Genomic DNA, 17,380 nt, shown 5'->3' on the forward strand with positions numbered 1-17,380 from the left:
GCCGGTAAATGTTCAGCGTCCGGCAAGACATGCAAAAGAGGAACAGTTTGAACATAGACACTCGTGAAATCACCCTTGAACCCGCAGACAATGCCCGCCTGTTGAGCCTTTGCGGCCCATTTGATGACAACATCAAGCAGTTGGAACGTCGCCTCGGCATCGAAATTAACCGCCGTGATAACCACTTTAAGCTGACCGGTCGCCCAATTTGCGTCACCGCGGCGGCAGATATTTTACGTAGCCTGTACGTCGATACTGCCCCAATGCGTGGTCAGACGCAGGACATTGAGCCTGAACAAATTCATCTGGCAATTAAAGAAGCGCGAGTGCTTGAGCAAAGCGCAGACAGCGTGCCGGAATTTGGCAAAGCGGTGAACATCAAAACCAAGCGCGGGGTAATTAAGCCGCGTACGCCGAACCAGGCACAATACATTGCGAATATCCTCGACCACGACATCACCTTTGGCGTTGGCCCTGCGGGTACAGGTAAAACGTATCTTGCGGTTGCCGCTGCGGTCGATGCGCTTGAGCGTCAGGAGATCCGTCGAATTCTGCTGACCCGCCCGGCAGTGGAAGCGGGCGAAAAACTCGGCTTCCTGCCGGGTGACCTCAGCCAGAAAGTCGATCCCTACTTACGACCGCTGTATGACGCACTGTTCGAAATGCTCGGGTTTGAGAAGGTCGAAAAGCTGATTGAGCGTAACGTCATTGAAGTTGCGCCGCTGGCCTACATGCGCGGTCGTACGTTAAACGATGCGTTCATCATTCTTGATGAGAGCCAGAACACCACCATCGAACAGATGAAAATGTTCCTGACCCGTATCGGCTTTAACTCCAAAGCGGTTATCACCGGCGATATCACCCAGATTGACCTGCCGCGAAGCACCAAATCCGGTCTGCGTCATGCCATTGAAGTGCTGGCTGAAGTCGACGAAATTAGTTTTAATTTCTTCCATAGCGAAGACGTGGTTCGCCACCCGGTGGTCGCTCGTATCGTCACGGCGTATGAAGCCTGGGAAGAAGCAGAACAGAAACGCAAAGCCGAGCTGGCTGCAGAACGCAAGCGCGAAGCTCAGGAGCAGGAACAAAAATGAGTCAGGTTATTCTCGATTTACAGCTGGCATGTGAAGACGAATCCGGTTTACCAACAGAAAGTCAGTTTCAGGGTTGGCTGGATGCGGTGATCCCACAGTTTCAGGAAGAGTCTGAAGTTACCATTCGTCTGGTCGATGACGCGGAAAGCCACGAGCTGAACCTGACCTATCGCGGGAAAGATAAATCAACCAACGTACTCTCTTTCCCGTTTGAAGCCCCGCCGGGCATTGAAATGCCGCTGCTGGGCGATTTGATCATCTGCCGTCAGGTAGTCGAGAAAGAAGCGCAGGAACAAGGCAAACCGCTTGAGGCCCACTGGGCGCATATGGTGGTGCACGGTAGCCTGCATTTACTCGGTTACGACCATATCGAAGACGATGAAGCGGAAGAGATGGAATCCCTCGAAACAGAGATTATGCTTGCTCTGGGCTATGAGGATCCGTACATTGCCGAGAAAGAATAAGCATTTCGAAATCTTGTAAGCCTGATAAGGCGCAGCCGCCATCAGGTATTGCGCCTTATCCGGCTTACCTGGTTTGAAGTACGATGAAGAGACATGCCGTCAACAGCTGAATATACGCATGACGAGCTTTGTATTAACTAACAAGAGAACCCATACGACGCCATGAGCGACGACAATTCACACAGTAGTGACACCTTAAACAGCAAAAAGGGATTTTTCTCCCTGTTACTGAGCCAACTTTTCCACGGTGAACCAAAAAACCGCGACGAACTGTTGGAGCTGATCCGTGATTCCGGGCAAAACGACCTTATCGATGAAGATACGCGCGATATGCTCGAAGGGGTGATGGATATTGCGGACCAACGCGTGCGCGACATCATGATCCCTCGCTCTCAGATGATTACCCTGAAACGCAACCAGACCCTGGACGAATGTCTCGATGTCATTATCGAGTCTGCCCACTCGCGTTTCCCGGTGATCAGCGAAGACAAAGATCACATTGAAGGGATTCTGATGGCCAAAGATCTGCTGCCGTTTATGCGCAGCGATGCCGAAGCCTTCAGCATGGAGAAAGTGTTACGCCAGGCGGTTGTCGTACCTGAAAGCAAGCGAGTTGACCGCATGCTGAAAGAGTTCCGCTCCCAGCGTTATCATATGGCTATCGTCATCGACGAATTCGGCGGTGTCTCAGGTCTGGTGACCATTGAGGACATCCTTGAACTGATCGTGGGTGAAATTGAAGATGAGTACGACGAAGAAGACGATATCGATTTCCGTCAGCTCAGTCGCCACACCTGGACCATTCGCGCTCTGGCGCCGATTGAAGACTTCAACGACGCTTTCGGTACCCATTTTAGCGACGAAGAAGTAGATACCATCGGCGGGCTGGTCATGCAGGCCTTTGGTCATCTGCCCGCGCGCGGGGAGACTATCGACATTGATGGTTACCAGTTCAAAGTGGCAATGGCCGACAGCCGTCGTATTATTCAGGTTCATGTCAGAATTCCGGACGACTCACCCCAGCCCAAACTGGACGAATAAACCCGAAACTGGATCTAAGACTACATGGCATTTGCCCCATTAATTGAACGCCAGCGCATTCGCCTGCTGCTGGCGTTATTATTCGGTGCCTGCGGGACGCTGGCTTTCTCTCCGTATGACATCTGGCCCGCTGCGATCGTTTCGCTGATGGGCCTGCAGGCTCTTACCTTCAATCGCCGCCCGCTCCAGTCTGCCGCAATCGGCTACTTCTGGGGATTGGGGCTGTTTGGCTCCGGCATCAACTGGGTTTACGTCAGCATCGCGCAGTTTGGCGGTATGCCGGGCCCCATTAATGTGTTCCTCGTGGTTCTGCTTGCCGCATACCTTTCCCTCTACACCGGCTTGTTTGCCGGCGTGTTGGCGCGTCTGTGGCCGAAAACCACCTGGATACGCGTGGCGATTGCCGCGCCGGTCGTCTGGCAAATAACCGAATTCCTGCGCGGCTGGGTACTGACCGGCTTCCCGTGGCTACAGTTCGGCTACAGTCAGATCGACGGTCCGTTAAAAGGGCTGGCTCCGGTGATGGGCGTTGAGGCGATTAACTTCCTGCTGATGGTGGTTAGCGGCCTGCTGGCGCTGGCGCTGGTGACGCGTAACTGGAAACCGCTGATTGCCGCGCTGGTGCTCTTTGCTCTGCCCTTTCCGCTGCGCTATATCCAGTGGTACACGCTTGAGCCGGAAAAAACCACTCAGGTCTCGATGGTGCAGGGCGACATTCCGCAGTCGCTCAAATGGGATGAAGGTCAGTTACTCAACACCCTGAAGATTTATCTCGACGCCACCCAGCCTGAGATGGGCCAATCACAGCTGATCATCTGGCCAGAATCCGCTATTCCGGACCTGGAAATTAATCAGCAGCGTTTTCTGGGCATGATGGATGACCTGCTGAGATCGAAAAACAGCACGCTGATTACCGGTATCGTTGACGCACGTCTGAACAAGCAGAATCGTTACGACACCTACAACACCATCATCACGCTGGGTAAAGACAGCCCGTACAGTTACGATTCCAGCAACCGCTACAACAAAAACCATCTGGTACCGTTTGGCGAGTTCGTCCCGCTGGAATCGATCCTGCGCCCGTTAGCGCCGTTCTTTGACCTGCCAATGTCGTCTTTCAGCCGTGGGCCTTATGTGCAGCCACAGCTGCATGCGCACGGCTTTAAGCTGACGGCTGCCATCTGCTATGAAATCATTCTTGGCGAACAGGTACGGGATAATTTCCGCCCGGATACGGACTACCTGCTGACGATTTCCAACGATGCCTGGTTTGGTAAATCCATCGGCCCGTGGCAGCACTTCCAGATGGCGCGTATGCGTTCCCTCGAGCTGGCGCGCCCTCTGCTGCGTAGCACCAACAACGGTATTACGGCGGTGATTGGTCCACAGGGTGAGATTCAGGCGATGATCCCGCAGTTTACCCGCCAGGTCCTGACCACCAGCGTGACGCCAACGACGGGCTTAACCCCTTATGCCCGTACCGGTAACTGGCCGCTCTGGCTGCTTACCGCGCTGTTTGGCTTTGGTGCAGTGGTAATGAGCCTGCGCCAACGTCGTAAGTAACCTTCCTTTCCCGGCCGGATAACGTTTCGCTTATCCGGCCCACAAAACATTTCCCGCCCCCCATTCTGGCACGTGTATTGCTTTGTTCTACAAGACAAATGCAGTTTTGGCTGAATGTGCAACCTGGTCGCACCAACGTTGAGCGCCGGTAGCACCTAAAAAGTGCAACAAGATATTTTTGCCCCCAAATGGTGCGGCGCACTTCGCAAAAATAAACAATAAAACAGCAAATTCTTTACATTCATCCAAACTAAATGTTAACAAACATATACAAGACTGCACGTTTTAGTAGCAAACAATAACAACATCACAATGGGTATCAATGCGTCCCTGGCGCAGACGATAAAGGAGTTGGATATGCAATTACGTAAGCTCGCCACTGCCATGCTGGTCATGGGATTGTCCGCCGGTCTGGCGCACGCAGAAGACGCAGCACCAGCGGCAGGCAGCACGCTGGACAAGATCGCCAAAAACGGCGTGATTGTGGTCGGCCACCGTGAATCATCGGTACCGTTTTCTTACTACGATAATCAACAAAAAGTGGTCGGTTATTCACAGGATTACTCCAACGCGATCGTTGAAGCCGTGAAGAAAAAGCTGAACAAGCCTGACCTGCAGGTGAAACTGATCCCGATTACTTCACAAAACCGTATCCCGCTGCTGCAAAACGGCACCTTCGACTTTGAATGTGGCTCCACCACCAACAACGTCGAGCGCCAAAAACAAGCGGCTTTCTCTGACACCATTTTCGTTGTTGGTACTCGTCTGCTGGCGAAAAAAGGCGGCGACGTCAAAGATTTCGCCGATCTGAAAGGTAAAGCCGTAGTCGTGACTTCGGGTACCACCTCAGAGGTGCTGCTGCACAAGCTGAATGAAGAGCAAAAAATGGATATGCGCATCATCAGCGCGAAAGACCACGGTGACTCTTTCCGTACTCTGGAAAGCGGCCGCGCCGTTGCCTTTATGATGGATGACGCCCTGCTGGCTGGCGAGCGCGCGAAGGCGAAGAAACCAGACAACTGGGAGATCGTCGGCAAGCCACAGTCTCAGGAAGCTTACGGCTGCATGCTGCGTAAAGATGACCCTCAGTTCAAAAAGCTGATGGATGACACTATCGCCAAGGCGCAGACCTCAGGCGAAGCTGAGAAATGGTTTGATAAGTGGTTTAAAAATCCAATTCCACCGAAGAACCTGAACATGAATTTCGAACTGTCAGACGAGATGAAAGCCCTGTTCAAAGAACCGAATGATAAAGCGCTTAACTAATTAATTAGAAGAGTACACAAAACCTTTCAAGTTATATCGAGGCGGCAACTGAGCGAATTCCCGGGCGCTTACATGAGTAAGTAACCGGGATGAATAAAGGCAGCCAACAACGAGATATCTTGAAGGATGAAGTGTAATCAGGGAGGCTTCCCCTCCCTCTCGATTGCTACTCAGCACGGACAGACTATAAGCCTGATGGTCGTTCCCCATCAGGCCTGAAAACCGCAAAACGCTGAATAACAATCTTCGGGGGTAGCGCTGCTACCCTTTTTTTTCTGGAGTAGATTTATGTCTATAGACTGGAACTGGGGTATTTTTTTACAACAAGCCCCGTTCGGCAACACCACCTATCTCGGCTGGCTCTGGAGTGGTTTCCAGGTCACTGTCGCGTTATCTATCACCGCCTGGGTTATCGCTTTCCTCATCGGCTCTTTATTCGGCATCTTACGTACCGTACCAAATCGTTTCCTTTCCGGGATCGGAACGCTGTACGTCGAGCTGTTTCGTAACGTTCCGCTCATCGTCCAGTTTTTTACCTGGTATCTGGTCATTCCTGAACTGCTGCCGGAAAACATCGGGATGTGGTTTAAGTCAGAACTGGATCCCAACATTCAGTTCTTCCTCTCATCCATGCTTTGTCTGGGGCTGTTTACCGCTGCGCGCGTCTGCGAACAGGTTCGTGCCGCTATTCAGTCTCTGCCTCGCGGGCAGAAAAATGCCGCGCTGGCGATGGGGCTGACGTTGCCGCAGGCCTACCGCTATGTTCTGCTGCCAAACGCTTACCGCGTGATTGTTCCGCCAATGACCTCGGAGATGATGAACCTGGTAAAGAACTCCGCGATCGCCTCCACTATCGGCCTGGTCGATATGGCTGCGCAAGCGGGTAAACTACTGGATTACTCCGCCCACGCATGGGAATCGTTTACGGCCATCACTCTGGCCTACGTACTGATTAACGCCGTCATCATGCTGGTGATGAATCTCGTCGAACGCAAAATCCGCCTGCCTGGCAATTTGGGAGGCAAATAATGTACGAATTTGACTGGAGTTCTATCGTCCCTTCCCTGCCGTATCTGCTGGATGGGCTGATCATCACGCTGAAAATCACCGTCACGGCAGTCGTCATTGGTATCGTCTGGGGGACCATCCTTGCGGTAATGCGTCTGTCCAGCTTCGCGCCAATTGCCTGGTTTGCGAAGGGCTACGTCAACGTATTCCGCTCCATTCCGCTGGTGATGGTGCTGCTGTGGTTCTACCTGATTGTGCCCGGCTTCCTGCAAAACGTGCTGGGTCTGTCGCCAAAAACCGATATTCGCCTGATCTCAGCGATGGTCGCATTTTCGATGTTTGAAGCCGCGTACTATTCCGAGATTATCCGCGCCGGTATCCAGAGTATTTCTCGCGGGCAGTCTAGCGCCGCGCTGGCGCTGGGGATGACCCATTGGCAGTCGATGAAACTCATCATTCTGCCGCAGGCATTCCGCGCGATGGTGCCGCTGCTGCTTACCCAGGGCATCGTACTCTTCCAGGATACCTCGCTGGTCTATGTATTGAGTCTGGCAGACTTCTTCCGTACCGCCTCCACCATTGGCGAGCGTGACGGCACGCAGGTTGAAATGATCCTGTTTGCTGGCGCCGTTTATTTTGTATTCAGTCTGAGCGCATCGTTGTTGGTCAGCTATTTGAAGAAAAGGACAGTTTAATGATTACCCTGAAAAATGTTTCTAAATGGTATGGTCACTTTCAGGTGCTGACCGACTGCTCCACGAAAGTGAAAAAAGGTGAAGTGGTGGTGGTCTGCGGCCCGTCAGGTTCAGGTAAATCAACGCTTATCAAAACGGTGAACGGGCTGGAGCCGGTACAACAGGGCGTCATCACCGTTGATGGTACCGTGGTGAATGATAAAAAGACCGATCTGGCCAAACTGCGCTCTCGCGTTGGCATGGTGTTCCAGCACTTTGAACTGTTCCCGCATCTGTCGATTATTGAGAACCTGACTCTGGCGCAGGTAAAAGTGCTTAAACGCGATAAAAAGCCGGCCCGCGACAAAGCGCAAAAGTTACTGGAACGCGTTGGTCTGTCAGCGCATGCCGAGAAGTTTCCAGCTCAGCTCTCCGGGGGCCAGCAACAGCGTGTCGCCATCGCCCGGGCGCTGTGCATGGATCCTATCGCCATGCTATTTGACGAACCGACGTCAGCGCTCGACCCAGAAATGATCAACGAAGTACTGGACGTCATGGTTGAACTGGCCAATGAAGGGATGACCATGATGGTGGTTACCCACGAAATGGGCTTTGCGCGTAAAGTGGCGAACCGGGTGATCTTCATGGATGAAGGGAAGATTGTTGAAGACTCACCGAAAGAAGAGTTCTTCGCTAATCCAAAATCAGACCGTGCCAAAGACTTCCTCGCGAAAATCCTGCACTAATTTTGCTGGCGCGCACCTCCATGTGCGCGCCACCTCACGATTTATCTCTTCACTTCTCGAAACAGGCACAGCCCAGCGTTAACCTTGTCACAAAGTCCCACTTACAAGGAGCAACAATGGCACTTCCTATCCTGTTTGATTGCGATCCAGGTCATGACGACGCTATCGCAATTGTTCTCGCCCTCGCTTCACCTGAACTGGATGTGAAAGCGATAACCTCCTCTGCCGGTAACCAGACCCCCGACAAAACGCTGCGTAACGTATTGCGTATGTTAACGTTGCTCAACCGCACGGATATCCCAGTGGCCGGTGGCGCAGTCAAACCGCTGATGCGCGACCTGATAATTGCCGATAACGTCCACGGTGAGAGCGGGCTTGATGGCCCAGCGCTGCCTGAACCCGCTTTTGCTCCACAGGACTGTACCGCCGTGGAATTGATGGCGAAAACCCTGCGTAACAGTCAGGAACCGGTGACGATTGTCTCCACCGGGCCGCAAACTAACGTGGCATTGCTACTGAATAGCCATCCTGAACTGCACCCCAAAATCGCCCGTATCGTGATCATGGGTGGTGCAATGGGCCTCGGAAACTGGACGCCCGCCGCTGAGTTCAACATCTTCGTGGATCCAGAAGCCGCTGAGATCGTGTTCCAGTCGGGCATTCCGGTGGTGATGGCTGGACTGGATGTCACGCATAAAGCGCAAATACATCGTGAAGATACCGAACGGTTCCGCGCTATCGGCAATCCCATTTCGACAATCGTTGCTGAACTACTCGACTTCTTCTTTGAATATCACAAAGATGAAAAATGGGGATTCATTGGCGCGCCGCTGCACGATCCATGCACCATTGCCTGGCTGCTGAAACCTGAACTGTTTACCACCGTTGAACGCTGGGTTGGTGTGGAAACTCAGGGCAAATACACCCAGGGAATGACCGTGGTTGACTACTACTTCCTGAGCGGCAATAAGCCAAACGCCACCGTAATGGTGGACGTGGATCGCGAAGGTTTTGTCGATCTGCTGGCAGAACGGTTGAAGTTTTACGCCTAATGCGTAGGCCGGATAAGACGCAGCGCGTCGCATCCGGCAACATTATCACGGCTCAAACGGTCGACGCTGGAACTGATCGTGTCCGCATTTCGGGCATAGCGGCAGCACGTCAGGAGTGTACACCGCTAAATGGAAGTGGCACTTCTCGCAGACCAGATTGCCCAACCCGACCACCTCGCCGCTGTGATAAACCCCGTGATGGCTGAGGTCCTGGAACACTTCGCGCCATTCGAGCTGCGTTTTATCGGTAATATCGGCCAGTTCCTGCCAGATACTCTCTTTGATTACCCGCATAAAGACGCTGTCGGTCTCCTCATCGAGGCTTTCTTCATAGCTCAGAGCAAACTCTTCCAGATCGCGTCTGACGGCCCGGGTGAGCTCTTCCACCTCGGTGCGCGTTAACTCCCCGGTCTGCATAACGCGCTGACGCGCCTGTTCCACCAACGCATCAATATCGCGTTCGCCATTACGCAGGCGTTCACTCAGTGAAGCCACCAGTTCACGGTAATATTGAGCAACCTTGTTCATCGCTTCGCCTCCTGGGTCGTTAACTGTCTATAATAATAGACGTTATTTACGCTACGCTTTGCAAGACTGTCCACAGAGTGTGTAAATTCGTGCAAGAATTATCCTTACGGGAATTCAACGTTGAATGCGCGAAAGGCTGTTTTGGCGCGGGCGTTTGGGCTATGCTATGCGGATCTAAAACACCACATCTAGAGCTACGTTTGTAGCTGTATTGAAAACAGGACCACTGGCTGCCATGCAAGAGCAATACCGCCCGGAAGAGATAGAATCCAAAGTACAGCTTCACTGGGATGAGAAGCGCACATTTGAAGTTACCGAAGACGAGAGCAAAGAGAAGTATTACTGCCTGTCTATGCTTCCCTATCCTTCTGGTCGACTACACATGGGCCACGTCCGTAACTACACCATCGGCGACGTGATTGCCCGCTATCAGCGCATGCTGGGCAAAAACGTATTACAGCCAATCGGCTGGGATGCGTTCGGTCTGCCGGCGGAAGGTGCAGCGGTCAAAAACAATACCGCCCCCGCGCCTTGGACGTACGACAACATCGCTTACATGAAAAACCAGCTCAAAATGCTGGGTTTCGGTTACGACTGGAGCCGTGAGCTGGCAACCTGCACCCCGGAATACTACCGCTGGGAACAGAAGTTCTTCACCGAGCTGTACAAAAAAGGGCTGGTGTACAAGAAAACGTCAGCCGTTAACTGGTGCCCGAACGACCAGACCGTACTGGCGAACGAACAGGTTATCGACGGCTGCTGCTGGCGTTGCGATACCAAAGTTGAGCGTAAAGAGATCCCGCAGTGGTTCATCAAAATCACCGCTTACGCTGACGAACTGCTGCGCGACCTGGATAATCTGGATCACTGGCCTGACACCGTGAAAACGATGCAGCGCAACTGGATTGGCCGCTCTGAAGGCGTGGAAATCACCTTCGATGTGAACGATTACGACAACACGCTGACCGTCTACACCACACGCCCGGACACCTTTATGGGTGCGACCTACCTGGCGGTTGCTGCAGGTCATCCGCTGGCGCAGAAAGCCGCTGAAAATAACCCAGAATTGGCTGCCTTCATTGACGAATGCCGCAACACCAAGGTTGCTGAAGCCGAAATGGCGACCATGGAGAAGAAAGGCGTCGACACTGGTTTCAAAGCCGTTCACCCGCTGACTGGCGAAGAGATCCCGGTTTGGGCGGCAAACTTCGTGCTGATGGAATACGGTACAGGCGCAGTTATGGCCGTTCCGGGTCACGATCAGCGCGATTACGAATTTGCGACCAAATATGGCCTGACCATCAAGCCGGTAATTCTGACCGCTGAAGGCGCAGAGCCGGATCTGTCTGAACAAGCGCTGACCGAAAAAGGCGTGCTGTTTAACTCCGGTGAGTTTGACGGCCTCGACTTCGAAGCGGCCTTCAACGCTATTGCTGACAAGCTGGTAGCTAAAGGCGTGGGTGAGCGTAAAGTTAACTATCGTCTGCGTGACTGGGGTGTTTCCCGTCAGCGTTACTGGGGCGCGCCGATTCCGATGGTGACGCTGGAAGACGGTACCGTCCTGCCAACGCCAGAAGACCAACTGCCGGTTATTTTGCCGGAAGACGTAGTCATGGACGGCATTACCAGCCCAATCAAAGCCGATCCAGAGTGGGCGAAAACCACCGTTAACGGTATGCCTGCGCTGCGTGAAACTGACACCTTCGATACCTTTATGGAGTCGTCCTGGTACTACGCGCGCTACACCTGCCCGCAGTATCAGGAAGGTATGCTGGATTCCGACGCGGCGAACTACTGGCTGCCGGTTGATATCTACATTGGCGGTATTGAACACGCCATCATGCACCTGCTCTACTTCCGCTTCTTCCACAAACTGATGCGCGACGCAGGCATGGTCAACTCTGATGAACCAGCTAAACAGCTGCTGTGTCAGGGGATGGTTCTGGCCGATGCGTTCTACTACGTTGGCGCCAACGGCGAACGTAACTGGGTTTCTCCGGTTGATGCCATCGTTGAGCGTGACGAAAAAGGTCGTATCGTCAAGGCTAAGGACGCAGAAGGTCATGAACTGGTGTATACCGGCATGAGCAAGATGTCCAAGTCGAAAAATAACGGTATCGACCCGCAGGTCATGGTTGAACGCTACGGCGCCGACACCGTACGTCTGTTCATGATGTTCGCTTCTCCGGCTGATATGACGCTGGAATGGCAGGAGTCCGGCGTTGAAGGGGCGAACCGCTTCCTGAAACGTGTCTGGAAACTGGTTTACGAACATACGTCCCAGGGAGATGTTGCTGCCCTGAACGTTGATGTGTTGAGCGAAGATCAAAAAGCGCTGCGTCGCGACGTGCATAAAACCATTGCTAAAGTCACCGATGATATCGGTCGTCGTCAGACCTTTAACACCGCGATTGCGGCGATTATGGAGCTGATGAACAAGCTGGCGAAAGCACCGCAGGCAGACGAGCAGGACAGAGCCCTGATGCAGGAAGCATTGCTGGCTGTTGTACGCATGCTTAACCCGTTCACCCCACACGTTTGCTTCACCCTGTGGCAGGCGCTGAATGGCGAAGGCGATATCGACAACGCGCCGTGGCCGGTGGCGGACGAAGCAGCAATGGTTGAAGACTCAACGCTGGTTGTGGTTCAGGTAAACGGCAAAGTACGTGGCAAAATCACCGTTCCGGTAAACGCCACTGAAGAGCAGGTTCGTGAACGTGCTGGCCAGGAGCATCTGGTGGCAAAATATCTTGATGGCGTTACCGTACGTAAAGTGATTTATGTACCGGGTAAACTCCTCAATCTGGTCGTTGGCTAAGCGCGGGAGGAAGCGTGCGACTTCTGACAACATTGTTGTTATCGCTGGCGGTGCTTGTCACCGCCGGGTGTGGCTGGCATCTGCGTAGTACTACGCAGGTTCCACCCTCAATGAAAACCATGATCCTGAACTCTGGCGATCCGAACGGCCCGTTAAGCCGCGCGGTGCGTAATCAGCTGCGTCTGAACGGTGTTACGCTGCTTGAGGACGGTACCATGCGTAAAGATGTGACGTCCTTACGACTTGGCGCTGTGAGTCTCTCAAAGGATACGGCTTCGGTATTCCAGAACGGTCAAACGGCTGAATACCAAATGGTAATGTCTGTAAGAGCTACTGTGCTAATTCCAGGTCATGATATTTACCCTATCAGCGCCAAAGTTTATCGTTCGTTCTTTGATAACTCTCAAGCAGCACTGGCGAAAGATAACGAGCAGGACATGATCATCAAAGAGATGTATGACAAAGCGGCTGAACAGTTAATTCGTAAGCTGCCAAGCGTACATCTGGCCGATACTCAGTCATCCAAGGCTGATGCTGAGCCTACGGTGAATAAAGCCGAGACGCCTGCGTCATCTCCGGCGCGTGTCTCCACCACGCTGGGTAACTGATGCTCAAGTTGTACCCTGAACAACTCCGCGCACAGCTCAATGAAGGGCTGCGCGCGGCGTATTTACTCCTGGGCAACGATCCCCTCTTATTGCAGGAAAGCCAGGATGCCATCCGTCAGGCTGCCGCAACACAAGGATTCGAAGAACACCACGCCTTCACTCTGGACAACAGCACCGACTGGGGAGAGATTTTTTCACTCTGCCAGGCGATGAGCCTGTTTGCCAGCCGTCAAACCCTGCTTCTGCAGTTGCCTGAAAATGGCCCTAATGCCGCCATTAATGAACAGCTCGCGTCACTCGTCACTCTGTTACATGACGATCTGCTACTGATGGTTCGCGGCAACAAACTCACCAGGGCACAGGAAAACGCCGCATGGTATACGGGGCTTGCAAATAACGCGGTTCAGGTAAGCTGCCAGACGCCGGAACAAGCACAGCTTCCTCGCTGGGTTGCCGCCAGGGCGAAACTTAACAACCTGCAACTGGATGACGCAGCCAATCAGCTTTTGTGCTATTGCTATGAAGGTAATTTGTTAGCACTGGCGCAAGCGCTGGAACGATTAGCGTTGCTTTGGCCTGACGGCAAGCTAACGCTGCCTCGCGTGGAGAAAGCGGTTAACGATGCCGCGCACTTTACCCCATTCCACTGGGTAGACGCGCTGCTGATGGGCAAAAGCAAACGCGCGCTGCACATTCTGCAGCAGCTACGCCTGGAAGGTAGCGAGCCGGTTATTTTGCTGCGTACGATACAGCGTGAGTTGCTGTTGCTGGTTAACTTAAAACGGCAGTCGGCCCATACGCCTTTGCGCACGTTGTTTGATAAACACCGGGTGTGGCAAAATCGCCGGGGTATGATGGGAGATGCGTTAAACCGGCTGAACCCGGCGCAACTGCGTCAGGCTGTTACGCTTTTAACGCGTACGGAAATTACGCTTAAACAAGACTATGGTCAGTCAGTGTGGGCGGAACTTGAGGGGCTTTCCCTTTTGCTCTGTCATAAATCGCTGGCCGATGTTTTTATTGATGGTTGATATGAAATCATTGCAGGCTCTGTTCGGTGGCACCTTTGATCCGGTGCATTACGGTCATCTTAAACCGGTTGAAATTCTGGCGAATCTGATTGGCCTTTCCCGGGTCATCATCATGCCCAATAACGTGCCGCCACATCGTGCGCAGCCCGAAGCGTCCGCTGAGCAACGTAAGCGTATGGTTGAACTGGCCATTGCTGATAAACCTCTGTTTTCCCTGGATGAACGCGAGCTGAAACGCGATACCGCCTCCTACACCGCGCAAACGCTAAAAGAGTGGCGCGAGGAGCAAGGCCCAAACGTGCCGTTAGCGTTTATCATTGGTCAGGATTCGCTGCTTACCTTCCCTTCCTGGCATGACTACCACACGATTCTGGGTAATACCCACCTCATCGTGTGCCGACGTCCGGGCTATCCACTCGAAATGGCGCAGGAAAAACACCAGCAATGGCTGGAGGATCATCTGACCCATTCAGCAGATGACCTGCACAACCTGCCTTGCGGGAAGATTTACCTGGCCGAAACGCCGTGGTTTAACATCTCCGCCACGCTCATCCGTGAGCGCCTGGAAAAGGGCGAGCCGTGCGACGACCTGATGCCAGACGCGGTGCTTGACTATATCAATCAACAGGGACTGTATCGCTAAGCGCCTTGCGTAAGGCCGTCAGCAGGCGGTTATTCTCTTCCTGGCTGCGAACGGCTACCCGATAATAGCGCGCATCCAGCCCCGGATAATTGGCGCAACTGCGAATCAAGACATGCTGTTTCAGCAACGCAAGTTGCAGATCAATATCCGCACGATCGCAGCGTAATAAACGATAATTTGCCCGGCCGGGATACGCCGTCAGGCCGGGCAGATCTTGCAGTTGTTGATCAAACCGCTCCCCCTCTTGTTCCAGCCATTTCCACGTCGCCCGCTGATACGCGCTATCGCGTAAGATAATCTCGCCTGCCAGGGCAGCAAACGCATTAATTGACCACGGCATTTGTTGGCTGCGCATCTGTGCAACCGCCTGTTCGTTACTGTTGACCAGATACCCCAGACGCAGTCCCGGGATCGCATAGAATTTGGTGAGCGAACGCAGCACCCAAATATGCGGGTTCTTGTGCAGTAACGGGATAAACCCCGACTCCTTGGCAATAAAATCGATAAACGCTTCATCAAGGATCAGGGCGATCCTCAGCGACTCGCAACTCGTGGCAATTTCACGCAGCAGGCGGGTTTCGGGCAACAACCCGGTGGGATTATTGGGCGTACAGAGAAACAGGCAGTCCAGCTCAGGCGTTAACGCATCGAGGATCGCATCGGTAAGCTGCCAGCCATCCTCTTCGCACAGCGCAAACTCATGGATCGTACAGTCTCCCCATTGCAGCGCCCGACGATATTCCGCAAACCCGGGCGTCACAATCATCGCGTGGCGTGGCTTCAGGCCATGCACCAGGGTAAAAATGGATTCGGTTTCACCGTTCCCGGCCAGGATCCACGAGGACGGAATTTGATGATGCTCCGCCAGCGCGGCATGCAGTTGCGCGTAATCGACATCCGGGTAACGCTCCGTGCAGTCCAGATTGTCGATAATCGCCCGTTTTAAACTTAATGGCATACCCAGCGGGTTAATATTCGCGCTAAAATCCAGCAACTGCTCAGGCAAGATGCCCAACAATTCGGCGGCTTCTCGGGTGTTACCGCCATGTGCGCTCTTCAATAAAGACATCGTGCCGCTCCACGTAAAAAAGGGTATTTTAGTGAAAAATCACTGCGCAATCAGGGCAAACATCATATTTTGTGCGAATAGCCTCACGAGGAAAACATGAGACTCTGGTTAGTACGTCATGGCGAAACCGAAGCCAATGTCGCTGGTTTATATAGCGGCCACGCCCCCACACCGCTAACGGAACGGGGGATCGCTCAGGCGCAAACGCTGGGTACGCTGTTACGCAATGTCCCTGTCGACAACGTTCTGTGCAGCGAACTGGAACGCGCCCGCCATACAACGCAGTTGATTCTGGCGGAACGTGAAGTTCCTGTGCGCAACATGCCTGAGCTTAATGAGATGTTTTTTGGTGACTGGGAAATGCGTCACCATCGCGATCTGGCGCGCGAAGACGCCGAAAATTACGCCGTGTGGTGTAACGACTGGCAGAATGCGACGCCCACCAATGGCGAAGGTTTTCAGGCGTTTTCCCAGCGAGTGGAACGTTTCATTGCCCAGCTTGCTGATTATAAAGCGTGCCAAAATCTGCTGGTGGTGAGTCATCAAGGCGTGCTGAGCGTGTTGATCGCCCGTCTGCTGTCCATGCCCGCTGCGGCAATGTGGCATTTCCGCGTCGAACAAGGCTGCTGGAGCGCAATTGATTTTTGTGACGATTTTGCGGTTCTGAAAGTGCTTAACAGCCGGGCCGTATGGCGCGACGGGGAGTGAAAGCGCTGTTTTTTATGCCGAAGGGCCTCTCTCCCATTGACACCCCATGACAGGCTGTTATTCTCCGCAGCCTGACTTTTCCCGCCCTTCAGAGCTTTGCAGAAATTGTTTTACAAAAATGGCGATGCATTCTGTGGCGTGGGGTGGGATGATAGCGCACTTCACAAGCGCATTCGGAGACATTTGTCCCGATATCGCCTCTGGTTCAGGTATACTAACAGACGTTTTTAACTCTTTTCACCCAGGGGGAACACTTGCAGGGTAAAGCACTCCAGGATTTTGTAATCGACAAAATTGATGACCTGAAAGGTCAAGACATCATCGCCTTAGACGTTCAGGGCAAATCCAGCATCACTGATTGCATGATTATCTGCACCGGTACATCCAGCCGTCACGTTATGTCTATTGCAGACCACGTGGTTCAGGAGTCCCGCACTGCTGGCCTGCTGCCGCTCGGCGTGGAAGGCGAGAATGTCGCTGACTGGATCGTCGTTGACCTCGGCGATGTGATTGTCCACGTGATGCAGGAAGAGAGTCGTCGCCTGTATGAACTGGAAAAACTCTGGAGTTAATGCGTGAAGCTGCAACTTGTCGCTGTGGGTACGAAAATGCCTGACTGGGTACAAACCGGATTTACCGAGTATCTCCGTCGGTTTCCGAAAGATATGCCCTTTGAGCTGATCGAAATCCCGGCAGGAAAGCGCGGCAAGAACGCGGACATCAAACGCATTCTCGACAAAGAGGGTGAGCAGATGCTGGCTGCCGCAGGCAAAAACCGCATCGTCACCCTTGATATCCCGGGTAAACCCTGGGACACGCCGCAGCTGGCGACCGAACTGGAGCGCTGGAAACTGGACGGTCGTGACGTCAGCCTGTTAATTGGCGGGCCTGAAGGTCTCTCTCCTGCCTGTAAAGCGGCAGCGGAACAAAGCTGGTCACTCTCTGCATTAACCCTTCCACACCCTCTTGTTCGGGTTCTGGTTGCGGAGAGTCTGTACAGGGCGTGGAGCATTACCACCAACCATCCTTATCACCGTGAGTGATCATTGATTCTTGAGTAGATTAAG

The 17,380-nt window shown here is 53.2% G+C and carries 18 protein-coding genes; 16 read left to right on the forward strand and 2 right to left on the reverse strand.

Features of this window, described 5'->3' with window-relative positions; genetic code table 11:
* The first annotated feature begins 47 nt into the window (after nucleotides 1–47).
* The 9 genes from HV237_RS16980 to rihA all read left to right on the forward strand — a co-directional run bounded on the left by HV237_RS16980 (nucleotide 48) and on the right by rihA (nucleotide 8,908).
* Nucleotides 48–1,094, forward strand: a complete 1,047-nt coding sequence (locus HV237_RS16980) for a PhoH family protein (protein WP_019076268.1) — start codon at nucleotides 48–50, stop codon at nucleotides 1,092–1,094.
* Complete coding sequence (ybeY, locus tag HV237_RS16985; protein WP_003835559.1) at nucleotides 1,091–1,558, forward strand: rRNA maturation RNase YbeY; 468 nt, start codon at nucleotides 1,091–1,093, stop codon at nucleotides 1,556–1,558. Before HV237_RS16980 ends, ybeY begins: the two co-directional genes overlap by 4 nt.
* Nucleotides 1,559–1,720: 162 nt before the next feature.
* Nucleotides 1,721–2,599, forward strand: a complete 879-nt coding sequence (gene corC, locus HV237_RS16990; protein WP_005121418.1) for a CNNM family magnesium/cobalt transport protein CorC — start codon at nucleotides 1,721–1,723, stop codon at nucleotides 2,597–2,599.
* A gap of 24 nt (nucleotides 2,600–2,623) precedes the next feature.
* Nucleotides 2,624–4,162 (forward strand): apolipoprotein N-acyltransferase, encoded by a 1,539-nt coding sequence (gene lnt, locus HV237_RS16995; protein WP_019076267.1) that lies wholly within the window; start codon nucleotides 2,624–2,626, stop codon nucleotides 4,160–4,162.
* Nucleotides 4,163–4,519: 357 nt separating this feature from the next.
* The gene (gltI, locus tag HV237_RS17000) at nucleotides 4,520–5,428 is read left to right on the forward strand and encodes a glutamate/aspartate ABC transporter substrate-binding protein GltI (protein WP_047359493.1); all 909 of its coding nucleotides are present in this window, start codon (nucleotides 4,520–4,522) and stop codon (nucleotides 5,426–5,428) included.
* A gap of 288 nt (nucleotides 5,429–5,716) precedes the next feature.
* Nucleotides 5,717–6,457 carry a glutamate/aspartate ABC transporter permease GltJ gene (gene gltJ / locus HV237_RS17005; protein ID WP_016152241.1) on the forward strand — a complete coding sequence of 247 codons (741 nt, stop codon included), beginning with the start codon at nucleotides 5,717–5,719 and terminating at the stop codon, nucleotides 6,455–6,457.
* Nucleotides 6,457–7,131 carry a glutamate/aspartate ABC transporter permease GltK gene (gene gltK / locus HV237_RS17010; protein WP_003022757.1) on the forward strand — a complete coding sequence of 225 codons (675 nt, stop codon included), beginning with the start codon at nucleotides 6,457–6,459 and terminating at the stop codon, nucleotides 7,129–7,131. The genes gltJ and gltK overlap by 1 nt, the downstream gene beginning before the upstream one ends.
* Nucleotides 7,131–7,856 (forward strand): glutamate/aspartate ABC transporter ATP-binding protein GltL, encoded by a 726-nt coding sequence (gltL, locus tag HV237_RS17015; RefSeq protein ID WP_047359494.1) that lies wholly within the window; start codon nucleotides 7,131–7,133, stop codon nucleotides 7,854–7,856. Before gltK ends, gltL begins: the two co-directional genes overlap by 1 nt.
* Before the next feature lie 116 nt (nucleotides 7,857–7,972).
* On the forward strand, nucleotides 7,973–8,908 hold the full coding sequence (gene rihA, locus HV237_RS17020) for a pyrimidine-specific ribonucleoside hydrolase RihA (RefSeq protein WP_046274594.1): 936 nt from the start codon (nucleotides 7,973–7,975) through the stop codon (nucleotides 8,906–8,908).
* Between the two features lie 45 nt (nucleotides 8,909–8,953).
* On the opposite strand, the gene HV237_RS17025 is transcribed toward rihA, so the two are convergent.
* Entirely contained in the window at nucleotides 8,954–9,436 is a 483-nt protein-coding gene (locus HV237_RS17025) for a zinc ribbon-containing protein (protein WP_003022748.1), read from the reverse strand.
* A gap of 235 nt (nucleotides 9,437–9,671) precedes the next feature.
* Between HV237_RS17025 and leuS the strand changes: the two genes are divergently transcribed.
* From leuS to nadD, 4 genes are read left to right on the forward strand one after another with little or no spacing between them, the layout of a single operon-like run.
* Nucleotides 9,672–12,254 carry a leucine--tRNA ligase gene (gene leuS / locus HV237_RS17030; protein ID WP_094168581.1) on the forward strand — a complete coding sequence of 861 codons (2,583 nt, stop codon included), beginning with the start codon at nucleotides 9,672–9,674 and terminating at the stop codon, nucleotides 12,252–12,254.
* A gap of 14 nt (nucleotides 12,255–12,268) precedes the next feature.
* Nucleotides 12,269–12,862, forward strand: a complete 594-nt coding sequence (gene lptE / locus HV237_RS17035; RefSeq protein WP_047359495.1) for an LPS assembly lipoprotein LptE — start codon at nucleotides 12,269–12,271, stop codon at nucleotides 12,860–12,862.
* Nucleotides 12,862–13,893 carry a DNA polymerase III subunit delta gene (holA, locus tag HV237_RS17040; RefSeq protein WP_046274591.1) on the forward strand — a complete coding sequence of 344 codons (1,032 nt, stop codon included), beginning with the start codon at nucleotides 12,862–12,864 and terminating at the stop codon, nucleotides 13,891–13,893. The genes lptE and holA overlap by 1 nt, the downstream gene beginning before the upstream one ends.
* Nucleotide 13,894: 1 nt before the next feature.
* The gene (gene nadD, locus HV237_RS17045) at nucleotides 13,895–14,536 is read left to right on the forward strand and encodes a nicotinate-nucleotide adenylyltransferase (protein ID WP_049259746.1); all 642 of its coding nucleotides are present in this window, start codon (nucleotides 13,895–13,897) and stop codon (nucleotides 14,534–14,536) included.
* Here the strand turns inward: nadD and cobD are convergent.
* Complete coding sequence (gene cobD, locus HV237_RS17050; RefSeq protein WP_047359496.1) at nucleotides 14,511–15,605, reverse strand: threonine-phosphate decarboxylase CobD; 1,095 nt, start codon at nucleotides 15,603–15,605, stop codon at nucleotides 14,511–14,513. The two genes, nadD and cobD, sit on opposite strands and share 26 nt — an antisense overlap.
* 96 nt (nucleotides 15,606–15,701) lie before the next feature.
* Here cobD and HV237_RS17055 point away from each other — a divergent pair, with 96 nt between their 5' ends.
* The 3 genes from HV237_RS17055 (at nucleotide 15,702) to rlmH (ending at nucleotide 17,356) form a co-directional block, all read left to right on the forward strand.
* Complete coding sequence (locus HV237_RS17055) at nucleotides 15,702–16,313, forward strand: adenosylcobalamin/alpha-ribazole phosphatase (RefSeq protein ID WP_046274589.1); 612 nt, start codon at nucleotides 15,702–15,704, stop codon at nucleotides 16,311–16,313.
* Between the two features lie 254 nt (nucleotides 16,314–16,567).
* A complete protein-coding gene (rsfS, locus tag HV237_RS17060) occupies nucleotides 16,568–16,885 on the forward strand; it encodes a ribosome silencing factor (RefSeq protein ID WP_003022728.1) in 318 nt (105 codons plus the stop codon).
* A 3-nt stretch (nucleotides 16,886–16,888) separates the two neighbouring features.
* A complete protein-coding gene (gene rlmH, locus HV237_RS17065) occupies nucleotides 16,889–17,356 on the forward strand; it encodes a 23S rRNA (pseudouridine(1915)-N(3))-methyltransferase RlmH (RefSeq protein WP_003022725.1) in 468 nt (155 codons plus the stop codon).
* Nucleotides 17,357–17,380 lie beyond the last annotated feature (24 nt).

This window comes from Citrobacter sp. RHBSTW-00570 (genome assembly GCF_013739755.1).
In the GTDB taxonomy this organism is placed as follows: domain Bacteria; phylum Pseudomonadota; class Gammaproteobacteria; order Enterobacterales; family Enterobacteriaceae; genus Citrobacter; species Citrobacter braakii.